Origin of the sequence: Pseudomonas sp. BIGb0176, assembly GCF_024810175.1 — a bacterium.
In the GTDB taxonomy this organism is placed as follows: domain Bacteria; phylum Pseudomonadota; class Gammaproteobacteria; order Pseudomonadales; family Pseudomonadaceae; genus Aquipseudomonas; species Aquipseudomonas protegens.
On the sequence record NZ_JANUEC010000004.1, the window covers coordinates 160,668 to 176,924 of the forward strand.

At 63.9% G+C, this 16,257-nt stretch carries 18 protein-coding genes; 14 read left to right on the plus strand and 4 right to left on the minus strand.

From position 1 onward, the window contains the following. The first annotated feature begins 2 nt into the window (after positions 1 to 2). The 4 genes from M2395_RS23765 to M2395_RS23780 all read left to right on the plus strand — a co-directional run bounded on the left by M2395_RS23765 (position 3) and on the right by M2395_RS23780 (position 2,029). The gene (locus tag M2395_RS23765; RefSeq protein ID WP_011063922.1) at positions 3 to 917 is read left to right on the plus strand and encodes a LysR family transcriptional regulator; all 915 of its coding nucleotides are present in this window, start codon (positions 3 to 5) and stop codon (positions 915 to 917) included. 99 nt (positions 918 to 1,016) lie between these two features. Continuing rightward, the gene (locus M2395_RS23770) at positions 1,017 to 1,271 is read left to right on the plus strand and encodes a type II toxin-antitoxin system RelE/ParE family toxin (protein WP_011063923.1); all 255 of its coding nucleotides are present in this window, start codon (positions 1,017 to 1,019) and stop codon (positions 1,269 to 1,271) included. Then, positions 1,255 to 1,578 (plus strand): helix-turn-helix domain-containing protein, encoded by a 324-nt coding sequence (locus M2395_RS23775; protein ID WP_015637312.1) that lies wholly within the window; start codon positions 1,255 to 1,257, stop codon positions 1,576 to 1,578. Before M2395_RS23770 ends, M2395_RS23775 begins: the two co-directional genes overlap by 17 nt. A gap of 34 nt (positions 1,579 to 1,612) precedes the next feature. Then, the gene (locus M2395_RS23780; RefSeq protein ID WP_015637313.1) at positions 1,613 to 2,029 is read left to right on the plus strand and encodes a DUF3010 family protein; all 417 of its coding nucleotides are present in this window, start codon (positions 1,613 to 1,615) and stop codon (positions 2,027 to 2,029) included. 37 nt (positions 2,030 to 2,066) lie between these two features. Here M2395_RS23780 and M2395_RS23785 read toward each other — a convergent pair whose 3' ends face one another. Then, positions 2,067 to 3,026: a GlxA family transcriptional regulator gene (locus M2395_RS23785; RefSeq protein WP_015637314.1), complete on the minus strand. Its 960-nt coding sequence runs from the start codon at positions 3,024 to 3,026 to the stop codon at positions 2,067 to 2,069. Positions 3,027 to 3,220: 194 nt separating this feature from the next. On the opposite strand from M2395_RS23785, the gene M2395_RS23790 reads away from it, so the two are divergent. The 5 genes from M2395_RS23790 (at position 3,221) to M2395_RS23810 (ending at position 8,036) form a co-directional block, all read left to right on the plus strand. Continuing rightward, positions 3,221 to 4,165 (plus strand): choline ABC transporter substrate-binding protein, encoded by a 945-nt coding sequence (locus M2395_RS23790; RefSeq protein ID WP_123431069.1) that lies wholly within the window; start codon positions 3,221 to 3,223, stop codon positions 4,163 to 4,165. Between the two features lie 88 nt (positions 4,166 to 4,253). Further along, positions 4,254 to 5,141: a 3-keto-5-aminohexanoate cleavage protein gene (locus tag M2395_RS23795; RefSeq protein WP_019095257.1), complete on the plus strand. Its 888-nt coding sequence runs from the start codon at positions 4,254 to 4,256 to the stop codon at positions 5,139 to 5,141. A 159-nt stretch (positions 5,142 to 5,300) separates the two neighbouring features. Beyond that, positions 5,301 to 6,266, plus strand: coding sequence for an L-carnitine dehydrogenase (locus M2395_RS23800; RefSeq protein ID WP_019095258.1), 966 nt, complete (start codon positions 5,301 to 5,303; stop codon positions 6,264 to 6,266). 108 nt (positions 6,267 to 6,374) lie between these two features. Then, the gene (locus tag M2395_RS23805) at positions 6,375 to 6,851 is read left to right on the plus strand and encodes a thioesterase family protein (RefSeq protein WP_053154291.1); all 477 of its coding nucleotides are present in this window, start codon (positions 6,375 to 6,377) and stop codon (positions 6,849 to 6,851) included. A 24-nt stretch (positions 6,852 to 6,875) separates the two neighbouring features. Next, positions 6,876 to 8,036, plus strand: coding sequence for a gamma-butyrobetaine dioxygenase (locus M2395_RS23810; RefSeq protein ID WP_123431070.1), 1,161 nt, complete (start codon positions 6,876 to 6,878; stop codon positions 8,034 to 8,036). A 254-nt stretch (positions 8,037 to 8,290) separates the two neighbouring features. On the opposite strand, the gene M2395_RS23815 is transcribed toward M2395_RS23810, so the two are convergent. After that, positions 8,291 to 8,719: a DUF4952 domain-containing protein gene (locus M2395_RS23815; RefSeq protein ID WP_173476976.1), complete on the minus strand. Its 429-nt coding sequence runs from the start codon at positions 8,717 to 8,719 to the stop codon at positions 8,291 to 8,293. A 314-nt stretch (positions 8,720 to 9,033) separates the two neighbouring features. On the opposite strand from M2395_RS23815, the gene M2395_RS23820 reads away from it, so the two are divergent. Both M2395_RS23820 and aac(6') read left to right on the plus strand, forming a co-directional pair. Continuing rightward, entirely contained in the window at positions 9,034 to 9,297 is a 264-nt protein-coding gene (locus tag M2395_RS23820; protein ID WP_015637320.1) for a hypothetical protein, read from the plus strand. Between the two features lie 62 nt (positions 9,298 to 9,359). Continuing rightward, positions 9,360 to 9,806, plus strand: a complete 447-nt coding sequence (gene aac(6'), locus M2395_RS23825) for an aminoglycoside 6'-N-acetyltransferase (protein ID WP_041120185.1) — start codon at positions 9,360 to 9,362, stop codon at positions 9,804 to 9,806. Here the strand turns inward: aac(6') and M2395_RS23830 are convergent, their stop codons facing one another. Together M2395_RS23830 and M2395_RS23835 are read right to left on the minus strand one after the other, a co-directional pair. Next, positions 9,807 to 10,910 carry a GlxA family transcriptional regulator gene (locus M2395_RS23830; protein ID WP_011063935.1) on the minus strand — a complete coding sequence of 368 codons (1,104 nt, stop codon included), beginning with the start codon at positions 10,908 to 10,910 and terminating at the stop codon, positions 9,807 to 9,809. It lies immediately after the preceding gene. Positions 10,911 to 11,322: 412 nt separating this feature from the next. After that, positions 11,323 to 12,699: an L-serine ammonia-lyase gene (locus M2395_RS23835; RefSeq protein WP_011063936.1), complete on the minus strand. Its 1,377-nt coding sequence runs from the start codon at positions 12,697 to 12,699 to the stop codon at positions 11,323 to 11,325. A 427-nt stretch (positions 12,700 to 13,126) separates the two neighbouring features. On the opposite strand from M2395_RS23835, the gene M2395_RS23840 reads away from it, so the two are divergent. The 3 genes from M2395_RS23840 to choV all read left to right on the plus strand — a co-directional run bounded on the left by M2395_RS23840 (position 13,127) and on the right by choV (position 16,174). Further along, positions 13,127 to 14,083 carry a choline ABC transporter substrate-binding protein gene (locus M2395_RS23840; protein ID WP_011063937.1) on the plus strand — a complete coding sequence of 319 codons (957 nt, stop codon included), beginning with the start codon at positions 13,127 to 13,129 and terminating at the stop codon, positions 14,081 to 14,083. A 70-nt stretch (positions 14,084 to 14,153) separates the two neighbouring features. After that, positions 14,154 to 14,999 carry a choline ABC transporter permease subunit gene (gene choW / locus M2395_RS23845; RefSeq protein ID WP_019095263.1) on the plus strand — a complete coding sequence of 282 codons (846 nt, stop codon included), beginning with the start codon at positions 14,154 to 14,156 and terminating at the stop codon, positions 14,997 to 14,999. Further along, entirely contained in the window at positions 14,996 to 16,174 is a 1,179-nt protein-coding gene (gene choV / locus M2395_RS23850; protein WP_011063939.1) for a choline ABC transporter ATP-binding protein, read from the plus strand. Before choW ends, choV begins: the two co-directional genes overlap by 4 nt. Positions 16,175 to 16,257 lie beyond the last annotated feature (83 nt).

Sequence of the window (16,257 nt, forward strand, 5' to 3'; positions counted from 1 at the left end):
CGATGCGCTTTTCGCTGGATCAACTGCAGATGTTCGTACAGGCCGCGCAAAGCGGCTCGTTCTCGGCCGCCGCACGCAAGCTGGGCAAGACCCAGTCCACGGTCAGCGTGGCCATCGGCAACCTGGAGGCGGACCTGGGGGTCGAGCTGTTCGACCGCAGCGCTCGCAGCCCGGTGCTGACGGCCACCGGGCAGAAGATGCTGCTGCAGGCCGAGGCGGTGCTGGAGCGCTGCCTGACCCTGCAGGCCAACGCCGACTGCCTGTCGCAGGTGGTGGAGCCACACCTGTCGATCGTCATCGAAACCCCCTATGGCCCGCTGATGCCGGCCCTGCGGGAGTTCGAACAGGCCTTTCCCTATGTCGACCTGCTGATCCGCCACCCGCTGTCCGGGGACGCCAGCGAGCTGGTGGCCCGGGGTGAGGCGGTGCTGGGCATCGCCTTCTCGCAACCGGGCTACCCCCAGGAGCTGGAGTTCCAGCAATTGGGCAAGCTGATCATGTTGCACGTCTGCCACCCGGACCACCCGCTGGCGCAGCTCGACAGCGTGACCTTCGACGACCTGCATGTGCACCGGCGCCTGGCCTTCAGCGCCCACGCCAACAAGCTGCCCAGCAGCGAATACCTGCGCTCCACCCAGCTGTGGCAGGCGGAAAACTACCTGGCGCTGCTGGAAATGGTCCGCGCCGGCCTGGGCTGGGCCACCCTGCCGCGGCAACTGATCCAGCGTGAACTGGCCAAGGGCGAGCTGGTGGAACTGCAACTGGGGGCCTACCCCCATACCGACTGGCTGATCGGCGTCGACCTGCTCTGGGCCCGACAACGGGTGATGGGCAAGGCCGAGCGCTGGCTCAAGGAGCGGCTGCTGCGCCAGAAGGTGTACGAGGTGGACCGGCGCGGGCAGTCCACGACCTGGTAACGTTGGCGCGGGCAACAAAGGGACAAGGTTCTGCACTTGGCCGGGCAGGAAATATAAGCAAGGTTTCGCATTACTTATAAAAGACTTATATAGTCCGCCATGAACGAGATCCTCTGGAGTAGAAAAGCGGTCAAGCAGTTGATGCGACTGCACCACGAGCATCAGGTCCAGGTTCGCGATGCGATTGCCCTGCTGGCCGACATGCCCGCCAGTGGCAACGTCAAAGCCCTGTCCGGCCACACTTATGCCTATCGTCTTCGGGTCGGGCAGTACCGGGTCCTGTTCGACTGGGACGGAGCCATACACATCGTCAGTGTTCAAGAGGTCAAGAAACGTGATGAACGTACCTACTGACATCCAGATCATCCACGGCCCGGACGGCAGCCCGGCATTCGTGGTGATTCCCTACGCGCAGTACATGGCGCAGTACAAGGAAGCCGATCTGATACCCCATGACGTGGTCAGCCGCATGGTCGACGGCGCCACGCCGATCCGCGCCTGGCGCGAGCACCTGCACCTCACCCAGGACGAAGTAGCCAGGCGCCTGGGGATCTCCCAGCCGGCCTTTGCCCAGCAGGAAAGCGTCGCCCGGCCGCGCCGGGCCACCCGGGAAAAGATCGCCGCCGCCTTCGGCATACGCGCCGACCAGCTGGAGCTGTAAGCTGCGCCTCACTCACTGATTGAAAGGGTTCCCCATGAGCATCTGCGGTATCGAGATCAAAGGCAGCGAAGCCATCTTCGCCCTCGCCACCCTGCAAGACGGCGCGGTGCAACACCAGCCGCTGGCCACCAAGAAAATCGCCCTGGAAGACGATGACGAGGCCGCCAACGTCAGGGCCTTCGCCAGCCAGGTCGGGGCCTTCGTGCGCGAACACGGGATCACCCGCATCGCCATCAAGAAGCGCAGCAAGAAAGGCGAGTTCGCCGGCGGCCCCACCACCTTCAAGATCGAAGGCGTGTTTCAGTTGCTGGAGAATTGCGAGGTGACCCTGCTGTCGCCCCAGACCATCAACGCCCAGTACAAGAAGCACGGCTTCGCTCTGGCCGCGAGCCTCAACAAATACCAGCACGAAGCCTACAAAGCCGCCTGCGCCGCCCTGCTGAAAAAGTAACCGTAGGAGCCGGCTGGCCGGCGCTACCGAGCCCGAGTCAAGCCAGCTCGCGGCCGCCGCCCGACGGGCGCCGGTCTTCCCGCGGGCACCGCACGAAACGCGCGCGGTAACTGCGGGTGAAGTAGGACGGCGATTCAAACCCGCAGGCAATGCTCACCTCCAGCACGCTCATGTCGGTCTGGCGCAGCAGTTTGCGGGCTTTCTCCAGGCGCAGGCCCAGGTAGAAATTGCTCGGGGTGTCGTTGAGGTGCAGGCGGAACAGGCGCTCCAGCTGGCGCCGGGTGACCTTGATCGACTCGGCCAGGGCCAGGGTGCTCAGGGGCGGTTCGCTGTGCTGTTCCATTTCGCCGATCACCTGCACCAGCTTCTTGTTGCTGATGCCGTAGCGGCTGGCGACTTCCATGCGCTGGTGATCCTTGCGCGGGCGGATGCGCCCCAGCACGAACTGCTCGCTGACCTGGACCGCCAGTTGCGGGCCGTGGGCCTGGGCGATCAGGTCGAGCATCATGTCGATGGACGCCGTGCCGCCGGCACAGGTGATGCGCCGTCGATCGATCTCGAACAGCTCCTGGGTCACGCTCAGTTGCGGGTAGGACTCCTTGAAGGCCTCGATGGCCTCCCAGTGCAAGGTCACCCGGTGCCCCTCCAGCAAACCGCTCTCGGCAAGGATCACGCTACCGGTGTCGATCCCGCCCAGGGTCACGCCCTCCACCTCCAGCCGCCGCAACCAGTGCTCCAGGGCCGGGGTGAGAAACTTCAGCGGCTCGAAACCGGCCACCACCCACAAGGTCGCGCCTTTCTTCAGCGGCTCCAGGGCCGCATCGACATTCACCGACATGCCATTGCTGGCCAGCACCGCGCCGCCGTCGGCGCTCAGCACATGCCAGCGGTACAGCTCGCCACGAAAGCGGTTGGCCACCCGTAGCGGCTCGATGGCCGAGATGAAACCGATGGCGGAAAACCCCGGCATCAGCAGGAAATAGAAGTCCTGGGACATGCAACGCACTCCGGTGACGGCCAGCGTGGGCCTTGTGATACGCCAAATGCCCCCGTGCCACAAGGGGGCAGGTCGCTGCAGTGCAAGAGTCGGTCGCCGCTGTGCGCTTGCCACCGGCGGCGCCTGCGTACCTTGGCAACACCTGCGCACAAAGACGCCGGGACCGACAATAACGACCTGCCGAGGAAAGCATCATGAAACGACTGATCAGCAGCTGTGTGCTTGCGCTTAGTGGTAGCGTTTTTCTGAGCAGCGGGGCCCTGGCCGCCGATGCCGCCAGTTGCCAGAACGTGCGCCTGGGCGTGGTCAACTGGACCGACGTGATCGCCACCAGCGCCCTGACCCAGGTCCTGCTCGACGGCCTCGGCTACAAGACCAAGCAGACCAGTGCTTCCCAGCAGATCATCTTCGCCGGCATCCGTGACCAACGCCTGGACCTGTTCCTGGGCTACTGGAACCCGCTGATGAACCAGACCATCACCCCCTTCGTCGACGCCAACCAGGTCAAGGTCCTGGCCGAACCGAGCCTCAAGGACGCCCGCGCCACCCTGGCCGTGCCGGCCTACCTGGCGGACAAGGGGCTGAAGACCTTTGCCGACATCGCCAGGTTCCAGAAGGAACTGGGGGGCAAGATCTACGGCATCGAACCGGGTTCGGGAGCCAATACGCAGATCAAGGAAATGATCGCCAAGAACCAGTTCGGCCTGGGCAAGTTCCAGTTGGTGGAGTCCAGTGAGGCGGGCATGTTGTCGGCGGTGGCCCGGGCGGTGAAACGCAACGAGGCCATCGTGTTCTTCGGCTGGGCGCCGCACCCGATGAACGTCAACTTCAAGATGACCTACCTCAGCGGCAGCGAAAACGCCCTGGGGCCCAACGAAGGCCAGGCCACGGTGTGGACCGTCACCGCGCCTGACTACGCCGAGCAGTGCCCGAACGTGCACCGGCTGTTGACCAACCTGACCTTCAGCGCCGAAGACGAGAGCCGCATGATGCAGCCGCTGCTGGATCACAAGGATGCCCTGGAATCCGCGCGGCAATGGCTCAAGGACCACCCGCAGGACCAGCAGCGCTGGCTGGAAGGGGTCACCACCTTCGATGGCAAGCCGGCCGCCGAGCACCTGCAACTGACCAGCAAATAAGCCACCGCCACTGCCGCCCCGCAGCCCGCCCTGGGCTGCGCACGGCCACCTCACGCCCTCAGCAAACACGCCTGTAAGGAACCGCACCATGAACCACGACGTCATCATCACCTGCGCACTCACCGGTGCTGGCGACACGACCGCCAAGAGCCCGCACGTGCCGGTCACCCCGAAACAGATCGCCGCGGCCGCCGTAGAAGCCGCCAAGGCCGGCGCCACCGTGGTGCACTGCCATGTGCGCGACCCCGCCACCGGCAAGTTCAGCCGCGATGTGGCGCTGTACCGCGAAGTGATGGAGCGGATCCGCGAGGCCGACATCGACATCATCGTCAACCTCACCGCCGGCATGGGCGGCGACCTGGAGATCGGCGGCGGCGAGAACCCCATGGAGTTCGGCCCCAACACCGACCTGGTCGGCCCCTTGACCCGCCTGGCCCACGTCGAGGAACTGCTGCCGGAGATCTGCACCCTGGACTGCGGCACCCTGAACTTCGGCGACGGCGACACCATCTACGTCTCCACCCCGGCCCAGCTGCGGGCCGGCGCCAAGCGTATCCAGGAGCTGGGAGTGAAGGCCGAGCTGGAAATCTTCGACACCGGGCACCTGTGGTTCGCCAAGCAGATGATCAAGGAAGGCCTGCTGGACAACCCGCTGTTCCAGCTGTGCCTGGGCATTCCCTGGGGCGCCCCGGCGGACACTACCACCATGAAGGCCATGGTCGACAACCTGCCGGCGGACGCGGTCTGGGCCGGCTTCGGGATTGGCCGCATGCAAATGCCCATGGCCGCGCAAGCGGTGCTGCTGGGGGGCAACGTGCGGGTCGGCCTGGAAGACAACCTGTGGCTGGATCGCGGCGTGCTCGCCACCAACGGCCAACTGGTGGAACGGGCCACGGAAATCCTCAGCCGCCTCGGCGCCCGGGTCCTGACCCCTGCCGAAGGCCGCCAGAAGATGGGCCTGAAGCAACGCGGCTAACCCCAATCCACCTCTCCCCCCGTAGGAGCGAGCTTGCTCGCGAAGAGGCCGTCACATCCGAGCTCGTAGCAGCCGGCGTGCCGGCGAAGGGGCCCGCAAGGCCGCCAATAGCTTCGCTGGCAAGCCAGCTCCTACGAACTCTTTATCCAGGAAGACGCGATGACTTTTATTACCGACATCAAAACTTTCGCCGCCCTGGGCAGCGGCGTGATCGGCAGCGGCTGGGTGGCCCGAGCCCTGGCCCACGGCCTCGACGTAGTGGCCTGGGACCCGGCGCCCGGCGCCGAAGCAGCCCTGCGCAAGCGCGTCGCCAACGCCTGGGGCGCGCTGGAAAAACAAGGGCTGGCCCCCGGAGCATCACAACAGCGCCTGCGCTTCGTCGACACCATCGAGGAATGCGTGAAGGATGCCGACTTCATCCAGGAAAGCGCTCCCGAACGCCTGGAGCTCAAGCTGGAACTGCACAGCAGAATCAGCGCCGCGGCCAAGCCTGAGGCGCTGATCGGCTCCAGCACCTCGGGCCTTTTGCCCAGCGAATTCTACGAGGGCTCGACCCACCCGGAACGCTGCGTGGTGGGCCACCCGTTCAACCCGGTGTACCTGCTGCCACTGGTGGAGGTGGTGGGCGGCAAGCGCACCGCGCCCGAAGCGGTCCAGGCCGCGATCAAGGTCTATGAATCCCTGGGGATGCGCGCCCTTCACGTGCGCAAGGAAGTCCCGGGGTTCATCGCCGACCGTCTTCTCGAAGCGCTGTGGCGCGAGGCCCTGCACCTGGTCAACGACGGCGTGGCGACCACCGGGGAAATCGACGATGCGATCCGCTTTGGCGCCGGCCTGCGCTGGTCGTTCATGGGCACCTTCCTCACCTACACCCTGGCGGGCGGCGACGCCGGCATGCGCCACTTCATGGCCCAGTTCGGCCCGGCGCTGCAACTGCCCTGGACCTACCTGCCGGCCCCGGAGCTGACCGACAAGCTGATCGACGACGTGGTCGAAGGCACCGCCGAGCAACTGGGCACCCACAGCATTGCGGCCCTGGAGCGCTATCGTGATGACTGCCTGCTGGCGGTGCTGGAGGCGGTGAAAACCACCAAGGCCAAACACGGCATGCACTTTCACGACTAACCCACCCCCGTAGGAACTGGCTTGCCGGCGAATGGGCCGCCAAGCCAGGCGCAAACCCAACGGACGCCTTCGCCGGCAAGCCGGCTCCTACCGTTATCCGGTGACCTTATGCCTGCCCTGACCACCTACAGCACCCGCATCATCAGCGACTGGGTCGATTACAACGGCCATCTGCGCGATGCCTTCTACCTGCTGATCTTCAGCTATGCCACTGACGCCCTGATGGATCGCCTGGGGCTCGACAGCGATAACCGCGAAGCCAGCGGCCACTCGCTGTTCACCCTGGAACTGCACCTGAACTACCTGCATGAGGTGAAGCTCGACACCGAGGTCGAAGTGCGCACCCAGGTCATCGGCCACGACCGCAAGCGCCTGCACCTGTATCACAGCCTGCACAAGGTCGGTGATCCCCAGGAGCTGGCCGGCAACGAACAGATGCTGCTCCACGTCGACCTGGCCGGGCCGCGTTCGGCGCCGTTCAGCGAGCCGGTGCTGCAACGCCTGCAAACCCTGGCCGCCGAGCAGGCGGACCTGCCGCGCCCGGCCTGCCTCGGCCGGGTGATCGCCCTGCCCGCGGAAAAATAGCCCTCAGAAGAAAAGGAGATCGCCGTGAACACCGCCGCCCTTGCCGACTACCGCAGTTACCCGTTGATCAGCGCACTGGCCACTGTCCAGGTCCTGCCGGACCGGCTCCAGGTGCACTGGGCCGACGGCCGTCTCAGCCCTTTTCATCATCAATGGCTGCGGGACAACTGCCCTTGCCCGCAATGCGTCTACAGCGTGACCCGCGAACAGGTGCTGGAAATCGTCGATGTTGCCGAAGACCTCGAGTGCAGCGCCGCACGCATTGATGCCGACGGCTGCCTGAACCTCGACTGGGCGGACGGCCACCGCAGCCGCTTCGACCCCGGCTGGCTGCGGGCCCATGCCTATGATCGACAGTCGCGCGAAGAACGGCAGGCCGCCAAGGCCCGGCACTCGCTGTGGGACGCCAGCCTGCAACTGCCCGAGTTCCAGTACCAGGCGCTGATGGAGGACCCCCAGGTGCTGCTGCAATGGCTGCTGGCCCTGCGCGATACCGGCCTGACCCAGGTCCGTGGCGCGCCCACCGAACCCGGCTCGCTGGCCCTGATTGCGCGGCGTATTTCGTTTATCCGCGAAAGCAATTTCGGCGTGCTGTTCAACGTGCAGTCCAAGGCCGATGCCGACAGCAACGCCTACACCGCCTTCAATCTGCCGCTGCACAGCGACCTGCCGACCCGCGAGCTGCAACCGGGGCTGCAATTCCTGCATTGCCTGGTGAATGACGCGGTAGGCGGCGAAAGCATTTTCGTCGACGGCTTCGCCATTGCCGACGCCCTGCGCCGGGAAGACCCCGAGGCGTTCCGCGCCCTGTGCGAAATTCCCGTGGAGTTTCGCAACAAGGACCGCCACAGCGACTACCGCTGCCTGGCGCCGGTCATCGCCCTGGATGCCCGGGGCCAGGTCGCGGAAATCCGCATGGCCAATTTCCTGCGTGGCCCCTTCGACACCACGGAAGAACAGATGCCCCGGCTGTACCGCGCCTACCGGCGCTTTATCGCCCTGACCCGCGAAGCCCGGTTCCGGGTCATTCGCCGCCTGGACCCGGGCCAGCTCTGGTGCTTCGACAACCGCCGCACCCTGCACGCGCGCAACGCCTTCGACCCGGCCAGCGGCGCCCGGCACTTCCAGGGCTGCTACATCGACCGCGACGAACTGCTCTCCAGAATCCTGGTGCTGCAGCGCTGATCCTCACCCCACCCGCCCCGGCTCCCCCCGTGGGAGCCGGCTTGCCGGCGAAACTTGCCGGAGAGCTTTCCACAGGCCAAAAAAAGCCCCGATCAAGCCGTGACAGGATCGAGGCAGGGACTACTTCTGAGGAGCTGCGGTGAGAAGGTGACCAAACCGACACGACGCGAGCTGGTTTCAGTCTGCCCACTCTGCCTTCCCGCGAGTTAGCCGAGAGCGACCTGCTCATAGGTAATAGGGCCACTGCCACGCCTTCAGATGTCCTCGGTATACAGCACCACCGTCACATAGAAATAGCCGATCTTGTGCCAATCCTGGCGCCGGTTGTAGGGCGTCTCTTCAGAGCCCATGCCAATCTGGTAATTACGCCCGGTCTTTCTATCCCTATAGGAAATGAAACCCTTCGTTTCCCAGCCGCAGCAGACAAACCTGAGCCCCTCCTGAACCCCCAACTCCCGCCGCAGATAGCGCTCTACCTCATGGGCATCCTTACCTTTGACCCGGTAACTGGCAGTCAGCGGTGCGCCCTGATCCTGGGGCTTCGACTCACAACGGAAAAACTCCAGGGACTTCGGTGGGTCGGTCATGGCCTTCAGAAAATCGCCGCACTCGGGAGCGGCCAGAGCGGCGCCGGAAACCATCAACAACAAACAGGCGAACCCCATTCTGAACATCACTTTCATCCACTCCAGCTCCATGGTTTGCCACTCGGCGGCCATCCTACCAAACACCCAGCGCTTGCACAGAAAGTCTTTGCGCGGCAGGAACGCTCATTACCCCACCCTTCAGGCAAGCCCGAGGCCTCACAAGCAAGCGCCGCAAGACTTGATTGCGCCGCCTTTTCCCAACGCTCTGGCAACCGGCCATGGCCATCGACTTAGCCGAAAACGACCTGTTCATAGGTAAACGGGCCATCGCGACAATCTGCCCTTGCCGCCACCCGGACGCCCTACCAGAATCGGCTCACGACCACGCTCCCTGAACAAGGATAAGAGTCATGATGCACGCGGATCTGATTGACCAGGACGACCTGCTGGGACAACTCCGGGCCCTGGGTTTCGAAATGCCCGCAGGCGCCAGCGCCGAGCAGGCCTGCGAATGTGCGGTAAGGGGCTTGAGCGATGCGCGGGCCAAGGCGCTCAAGGGCATGGTCGAGCAGATGCTCACCGGCAATGCGACCATCCTGCCTGCCGTACGCCAGGCCATCGACCGCCAACTACTGCCGGCCCTGGCCGAGTACCAGCAGCAAAAACGCGCGTGAACGCCCCCGGGGCCCGGGCGGGTTGCTAAAGTGGGTTTCCTCCACAAACCACAGGCCCGCTCATGACCCCCATTGAACCTGGTTCATCCGCCAACGCTGGCGGGTGGCTGCAATTGCGCCAGGGCCTATGGCCCGATTGCCCGCAGGATGAACACCAGGCCGAAATCCAGCAGATTCTGGCCGAGCCCCAGCGCTACGGCTGCTGGCTGGCCTGCACCGAGAACGGTGAGGCCGTGGGCCTGGCCGAGGCTGCATTGCGCCACGACTACGTCAACGGCACCGACAGCTCCCCCGTGGTCTTTCTTGAAGGCATCTATGTGGCCCCCGGGCATCGTCGCCAGGGCATTGCCCAGCGCCTGATCGAGCAGGTCGCCTATTGGGGGCAACAACGGGGATGCGTGGAAATGGCCTCGGACACCAGCCTCGACAACCTGGCCAGCCAGGATCTGCACCACGCGCTGGGTTTCGAGGAAACCGAGCGCGTGGTGTATTTCAAGAAACGCCTGTGACTACAGGCGCACGCTGGCGAAGGTCGATTCGTTGCGTGCCTGGCTCAGGGCCGACAATGGCCCGGACAGCGGCGCCAAAACCATGGCTTGCGGCAACGGCATCATCGCCACCTGCTGGGTGGTGTTGGAACCGATGCGCTCGTCACGCGGTGGAATGCCGAAGTACTCGCGGTAGCACTTGGAGAAGTGCGGCGTGGAGACAAAACCACAGACCGACGCCACTTCGATGATCGACATGGGAGTCTGCTTGAGCAGTTGCCGGGCGCGGATCAGCCGCAGCTTGAGGTAGTAGCGCGACGGCGAGCAATGCAGGTACTTCTGGAACAGCCGCTCCAGCTGTCGCCGGGACACGGCGACGTACACCGCCAGTTCGTCGAGGTCGATCGGCTCTTCGAGGTTGGCTTCCATCAGGGCGACGATTTCCTGCAGCTTGGGCTGGTTGGTGCCCAGCATGTGCTTGAGGGGTACGCGCTGGTGATCCTGCTCGTTGCGGATGCGCTCGTAGACGAACATTTCCGAGATCGCCGCCGACAGCTCGCGGCCATGATCGCGGCTGATCAGGTGCAGCATCATGTCCAGCGGCGCGGTGCCGCCGGAGCTGGTGAAGCGGTTGCGGTCGAGGGTGAACAGGCGGGTGCTCATGGCCACCCGGGGAAAGGCTTCCTGCATCGACGCCAGGCATTCCCAGTGCACGCTGCAATCGAAGCCGTCCAGCAGGCCGGCGCAGGCCAGGGCCCAACTGCCGGTACATACCGCGCCCAGACGGCGCGACTGGCGGGCCTGGCTCTGCAGCCAGGACACATGTTCGCGGGTGACGGTGCGCTGGATGCCGATACCGCCGCAGACAATCACGGTATCGAGGCTGGGGGCTTTGTGCATCGCGGCATCGGGGGTGATCTGCAGACCGTCACTGGCCCAGACCTGGCCACCATCGACGCTGAGGGTGGTCCAGCGATACAGCTCGCGACCGGACAGTTGGTTGGCCATGCGCAGGGGTTCGACTGCGGAGGCCAGGGAAATCAGCGTGAAATTGTCCAGCAGCAGAAAGCCGATGGATTGAGGCGCACGGTTCTGGGGTTGGGCCCCGGAGTTGAACGACGTCATCGCGATATCTCCTCACACAAAGCGGGTGATGGCCTCAGGCGGAGGCTCTTTTTATGTGCCCTGTTCCTCAAGGGAGACGGGCTTGATATTCACAGAGCAATTGCCATGCCTAAAGTTGAATGGGCATTCAATAACTCCTGAAAACGACGTCGCGACGTGTCTACATAGCCCTTGTCAATGTGCGGATAAGAAGCGCCGCCGTCGGCGTGCGGTGGCCAGGCCCAGAGAGCTGTGAGCAATTAGGTAGCACTTGCGCGGCAAGCACTTCGCACAGGGGCGGGCGAGTGTCACTCAAAGCACAACCGGGCCACGGGCACGGGGGCTGCCCGGCCCGGTTGGCGACTTGTCTATTCACGACGCGCTAAAAGGTGGCGCGCCCCTGGGCATGTGAGCGATTTGTGCGCGCCGGCAATCAGCACTCCACGGCGCTGACCGCCAGGCCGCCACGGGAGGTTTCCTTGTATTTGTCGTGCATGTCGGCGCCGGTATCACGCATGGTGCGAATCACCCGGTCCAGGGAAATGAAATGCTGGCCATCGCCGCGCAAGGCCATTTGCGCGGCATTGATCGCCTTCACCGCGGCAATCGCGTTGCGCTCGATGCACGGCACCTGCACCAGCCCGCCCACCGGATCACAGGTCAGGCCGAGGTTGTGCTCCAGGCCGATTTCCGCGGCGTTGCACAACTGCTCAGGGGTCGCCCCGAGAATTTCCGCCAGCCCGGCCGCCGCCATGGCGCAGGCCGAACCCACCTCACCCTGGCAGCCGACTTCGGCACCGGAGATGGAGGCGTTCTTCTTGCACAGGATGCCGATGGCCGCCGCGCCGAGAAAGAAATCCACCACGTTGGCGTCGGTGACGTCTTCGCTGAACTTCATGAAGTAATGCAGCACCGCCGGAATGATCCCCGCCGCGCCGTTGGTGGGGGCGGTGACCATGCGTCCGCCGGCGGCGTTCTCTTCGTTCACCGCCAGGGCAAACAGGTTGACCCACTCCATGGCGCTGAGGGTGGAGCCGATCACATTGGGCTTGTTCAGTTCCTGCAGGCTACGGTGCAACTTGGCCGCGCGGCGACGCACATTGAGCCCGCCAGGCAGGATGCCCTCGTGCTTGAGCCCCTGTTCCACGCAGTCCTGCATGGCACGCCAGAGCGCCATCAGGCCGCTGCGAATTTCCTCTTCCGAACGCCAGACCTTCTCGTTGGCCAGCATCAGTTCGGCGACCCGCAGGTTGTGCTTCTGGCACAGGCCCAGCAGTTCCACCGCACTGGAAAAATCGTAAGGCAGCTCGCTGCGGTCCAGGTCCGCCACACCGCTGTCGGCCTGGGCCTGGTCGACGACAAAACCGCCGCCCACCGAATAGTAGGTATCGCGGTGCAGCTCACCCTCTTCGCCCGCGGCCACCAGGGTCATGGCGTTGGGATGGAATGGCAGGTTGCGGTCCACCAGCTGCATGTCCCGGGCCCAGATGAAAGGCACTGGCAGCCGCCCGTCCAGCAACAGGGTGTCGGTTTCCCGCAGCAGCTCGATGCGCGTGCCGATCAGCGACGGGTCGATCGCGTCCGGCCACTCCCCCATCAGGCCCATGATCACCGCGTTGTCGCTGCCATGGCCGATGCCGGTGGCGGACAGCGAACCGAAGAGCTGCACCTCGACCCGGCGTACCTGCTCCAGCAGTTGCCTTTCCTTTAATACCTGGACGAACAAAGCCGCTGCGCGCATGGGCCCGACCGTGTGGGAACTGGAGGGGCCGATGCCGATCTTGAACAGGTCGAAAACACTGATAGCCATTGCTGCGTAACTCCTGGTTGAGCACTGTCCGGGCGCCGGAAACGCCCTCTGACGGAGCTGCTACGCTCAAGCTGCAATCCGCCGAGAAGGGCGCATCATCAGGCTTTTGCCAAGGCCCGCGACGTCTGACACCGACTCACTCATGCCCACTAACGCCGCCAGGCGCAACGCAGGGGTTTTGGGCGTTTTTTGCGGCTCAGTTGTAGGAAAAATCGCCCGAAAACACTGTAAGCGACCTCACCGACACTGGATGCGACCCTCCCTGTACTGGATACGACGCACCCTGTAGGCGACAGATTTTCACTGGTACATGATCAGTCTCGACTCGATTGCAAGGCACGGTGGTAGAGCTGTTCCCGACACACCAACCGCCACACTTATAAGCGCGGTCCAAACGCCGCCAAAAAAACATCCAGGAGTCCCCCCTATGAAAGGTTCCCCGTCGTTGTTGTTGGCCGCCATGCTGAGTCTGCCGCTTCTGGCACAAGCCGCAGAACCGGCACAATGCAGCACCGTAAACTTCTCCGATGTCGGCTGGACCGATATCACCGTGACCACCGCCACCACCAGCGTCGTGCTCAACGCCCTGGGCTACAAGACCAAGACCACCATGATTTCCGTGCCCGTGACCTACAAGTCCCTGGCCGACGGCAAGAACATGGACGTGTTCCTCGGCAACTGGATGCCGACCATGGAAAACGACATCAAGCCCTACCGCGACGCCGGGACCGTGGCCACCCTGCGGGCCAACCTGGAAAACGCCAAGTACACCCTGGCGGTGCCCGAGTCGCTGTACGACAAGGGCCTGAAGGACTTCGCCGACATCGTCAAGTTCAAGAAGGAACTGGACGGCAAGATCTACGGCATCGAGCCGGGCAACGACGGCAACCGCACCATCCAGACCATGATCGACAAGAATGCCTTCGGCCTGAAGGACGCCGGCTTCAAGGTGGTGGAATCCAGCGAGGCAGGCATGCTGTCCCAGGTCGAGCGCGCACAGCGCCGTGACACCGCGGTGGTGTTCCTGGGCTGGGAACCGCACCCGATGAACACCCGTTTCAAGATGAAGTACCTGACCGGCGGCGACGAGTTCTTCGGCCCCAACTTCGGCCAGGCCACCATCTACACCAACACCCGCAAGGGCTATGCCGAAGAGTGCAGCAACGTCGGCCAGTTGCTGAAGAACCTGTCGTTCACCCTGAACATGGAAAGCACCCTGATGGGCAACGTGCTGGACGACAAGATGAAGCCTGAGGCGGCCGCCAAGGCCTGGCTGAAGCAGAACCCTCAGGTGCTCGATACCTGGCTCGCCGGCGTGACCACCATTGACGGTAAACCTGGCCTGGAGGCCGTGAAAGCCAAGCTTGCACAAGCTTCAAATTAAGTAGTGCGCTTACGCCGGGCGGGCTCGCCCGCCCGGGCTGTTTTTCCCTTGCATGCGGACGTTCAATACCATGCTCACTGATCAGAAAATCCCCCTGGGCCAGTACATCGCGGCTTTCGTCGAGTGGTTGACGAAGCACGGCGCCAGCACCTTCGACGCGATCGCTACCACCCTGGAAACCATGATCCACGGCGTGACGTTCGCGCTGACCTGGTTCAACCCCCTGGCCCTGATCGGCCTGATTGCCCTGCTGGCGCACCTGATCCAGCGCAAATGGGGCCTGACCGCCTTTGTCGTGCTGTCCTTCCTGCTGATCCTCAACCTGGGGTACTGGCAGGAAACCATGGAAACCCTGGCCCAGGTGCTGTTCGCCACCCTGGTCTGCGTGCTCATCGGCGTACCCCTGGGCATAGTCGCGGCGCACAAGCCGCTGTTCTACACCATGATGCGGCCGGTGCTGGACCTGATGCAGACCGTGCCCACCTTCGTCTACCTGATCCCGACCCTGACCCTGTTCGGCCTGGGGGTGGTGCCCGGCTTGATTTCCACGGTGGTGTTCGCCATCGCCGCGCCGATCCGCCTGACCTACCTGGGCATTCGCGATGTTCCACAAGAGTTGATGGACGCCGGCAAGGCCTTTGGCTGCTCGCGCCGTCAGTTGTTGTCGCGCATTGAACTGCCCCACGCCATGCCGAGCATCGCCGCCGGCATTACCCAATGCATCATGCTGTCGCTGTCGATGGTGGTGATCGCCGCCCTGGTGGGCGCCGATGGCCTGGGCAAGCCGGTGGTCAACGCCCTCAATACCGCGGATATCGCCCTGGGCTTCGAAGCCGGCCTGGCCATTGTGCTGCTGGCGATCATGCTCGACCGCATCTGCAAGCAACCTGAAGCCAAAGTAGGAGGTGACGCATGAGCATTATCCGCTTCGACAAGGTCGACGTGATTTTCTCCAAGGACCCGCGCGAGCCCCTCAAGCTGCTGGACCAGGGCATGACCCGCAACGAGATCCTGAAGAAGACCGGGCAGATCGTCGGCGTCGAGAATGCCAGCCTGGACATCGAGAAAGGCGAGATCTGCGTGCTGATGGGCCTCTCCGGTTCCGGCAAGTCGAGCCTGCTGCGCTGCATCAACGGCCTGAACACCGTGAGCCGCGGCAAGCTGTTCGTCGAGCATGAAGGCAAGCAGATCGACATCGCCTCCTGCAGCCCCGCCGAGCTGAAGATGATGCGCACCAAGCGCATCGCCATGGTGTTCCAGAAGTTCGCCCTGATGCCCTGGCTGACCGTGCGCGAAAACATCAGCTTCGGCCTGGAAATGCAGGGCCGCCCGGAAAAGGAACGGCGCAAGCTGGTGGACGAGAAGCTTGAGCTGGTGGGCCTGACCCAGTGGCGCAACAAGAAGCCCGACGAACTCTCCGGAGGCATGCAGCAGCGCGTGGGCCTGGCCCGTGCCCTGGCCATGGACGCCGATATCCTGCTGATGGACGAACCCTTCTCGGCCCTCGACCCGCTGATCCGCCAGGGCCTGCAGGACGAACTGCTGGAGCTGCAACGCAAGCTGAGCAAGACCATCGTCTTCGTCAGCCACGACCTGGATGAGGCCCTGAAGCTGGGCAGCCGCATCGCCATCATGAAAGACGGACGGATCATCCAGTACAGCAACCCGGAAGAGATCGTGCTCAACCCGGCGGACGACTATGTACGGACTTTCGTTGCCCACACCAACCCACTGAACGTGCTGTGCGGGCGCAGCCTGATGCGCAGCCTGGACAACTGCAAGCGGGTCAACGGCTCGGTATGCCTGGACCCGGGTGGCGATTCCTGGCTCGACCTGGCCGAAGGCAACACCATCAAGGGCGCACGCCGCAACGGCTCGCAGCTGGACCTGCAGAACTGGGTTCCGGGGCAAGCCGTGGAAGAACTGGGCCGACGCCCGACCCTGGTGGACTCCAGCATCGGCATGCGCGATGCCCTGCAGATCCGCTACCAGACCGGCAACAAACTGGTGCTCCACGACAACCAGAAAGTGGTGGGTATCCTTGGCGACAGCGAGCTCTACCACGCGCTGCTCGGCAAGAACCTGGGTTAAGCAGCAGACACAAAAACGCCGCGAGCAATCGCGGCGTTTTGCTTTAACCACCCACCCCCTTCTGTAGGAGCTGGCTTGCCAAC

Bases quoted from the DNA above. Each gene is read 5' to 3' on its own strand.
- choW (WP_019095263.1), top strand. From the start codon at position 14,154: ATGCTCACTGATCAGAAAATCCCCCTGGGCCAGTACATCGCGGCTTTC.
- M2395_RS23785 (WP_015637314.1), bottom strand. From the start codon at position 3,026: ATGTCCCAGGACTTCTATTTCCTGCTGATGCCGGGGTTTTCCGCCATC.
- M2395_RS23780 (WP_015637313.1), top strand. From the start codon at position 1,613: ATGAGCATCTGCGGTATCGAGATCAAAGGCAGCGAAGCCATCTTCGCC.
- M2395_RS23790 (WP_123431069.1), top strand. From the start codon at position 3,221: ATGAAACGACTGATCAGCAGCTGTGTGCTTGCGCTTAGTGGTAGCGTT.
- M2395_RS23830 (WP_011063935.1), bottom strand. From the start codon at position 10,910: ATGACGTCGTTCAACTCCGGGGCCCAACCCCAGAACCGTGCGCCTCAA.
- M2395_RS23815 (WP_173476976.1), bottom strand. From the start codon at position 8,719: ATGAAAGTGATGTTCAGAATGGGGTTCGCCTGTTTGTTGTTGATGGTT.
- choV (WP_011063939.1), top strand. From the start codon at position 14,996: ATGAGCATTATCCGCTTCGACAAGGTCGACGTGATTTTCTCCAAGGAC.
- M2395_RS23835 (WP_011063936.1), bottom strand. From the start codon at position 12,699: ATGGCTATCAGTGTTTTCGACCTGTTCAAGATCGGCATCGGCCCCTCC.
- M2395_RS23840 (WP_011063937.1), top strand. From the start codon at position 13,127: ATGAAAGGTTCCCCGTCGTTGTTGTTGGCCGCCATGCTGAGTCTGCCG.
- M2395_RS23795 (WP_019095257.1), top strand. From the start codon at position 4,254: ATGAACCACGACGTCATCATCACCTGCGCACTCACCGGTGCTGGCGAC.
- M2395_RS23770 (WP_011063923.1), top strand. From the start codon at position 1,017: ATGAACGAGATCCTCTGGAGTAGAAAAGCGGTCAAGCAGTTGATGCGA.
- M2395_RS23765 (WP_011063922.1), top strand. From the start codon at position 3: ATGCGCTTTTCGCTGGATCAACTGCAGATGTTCGTACAGGCCGCGCAA.
- M2395_RS23805 (WP_053154291.1), top strand. From the start codon at position 6,375: ATGCCTGCCCTGACCACCTACAGCACCCGCATCATCAGCGACTGGGTC.
- M2395_RS23800 (WP_019095258.1), top strand. From the start codon at position 5,301: ATGACTTTTATTACCGACATCAAAACTTTCGCCGCCCTGGGCAGCGGC.
- M2395_RS23820 (WP_015637320.1), top strand. From the start codon at position 9,034: ATGATGCACGCGGATCTGATTGACCAGGACGACCTGCTGGGACAACTC.
- M2395_RS23775 (WP_015637312.1), top strand. From the start codon at position 1,255: ATGAACGTACCTACTGACATCCAGATCATCCACGGCCCGGACGGCAGC.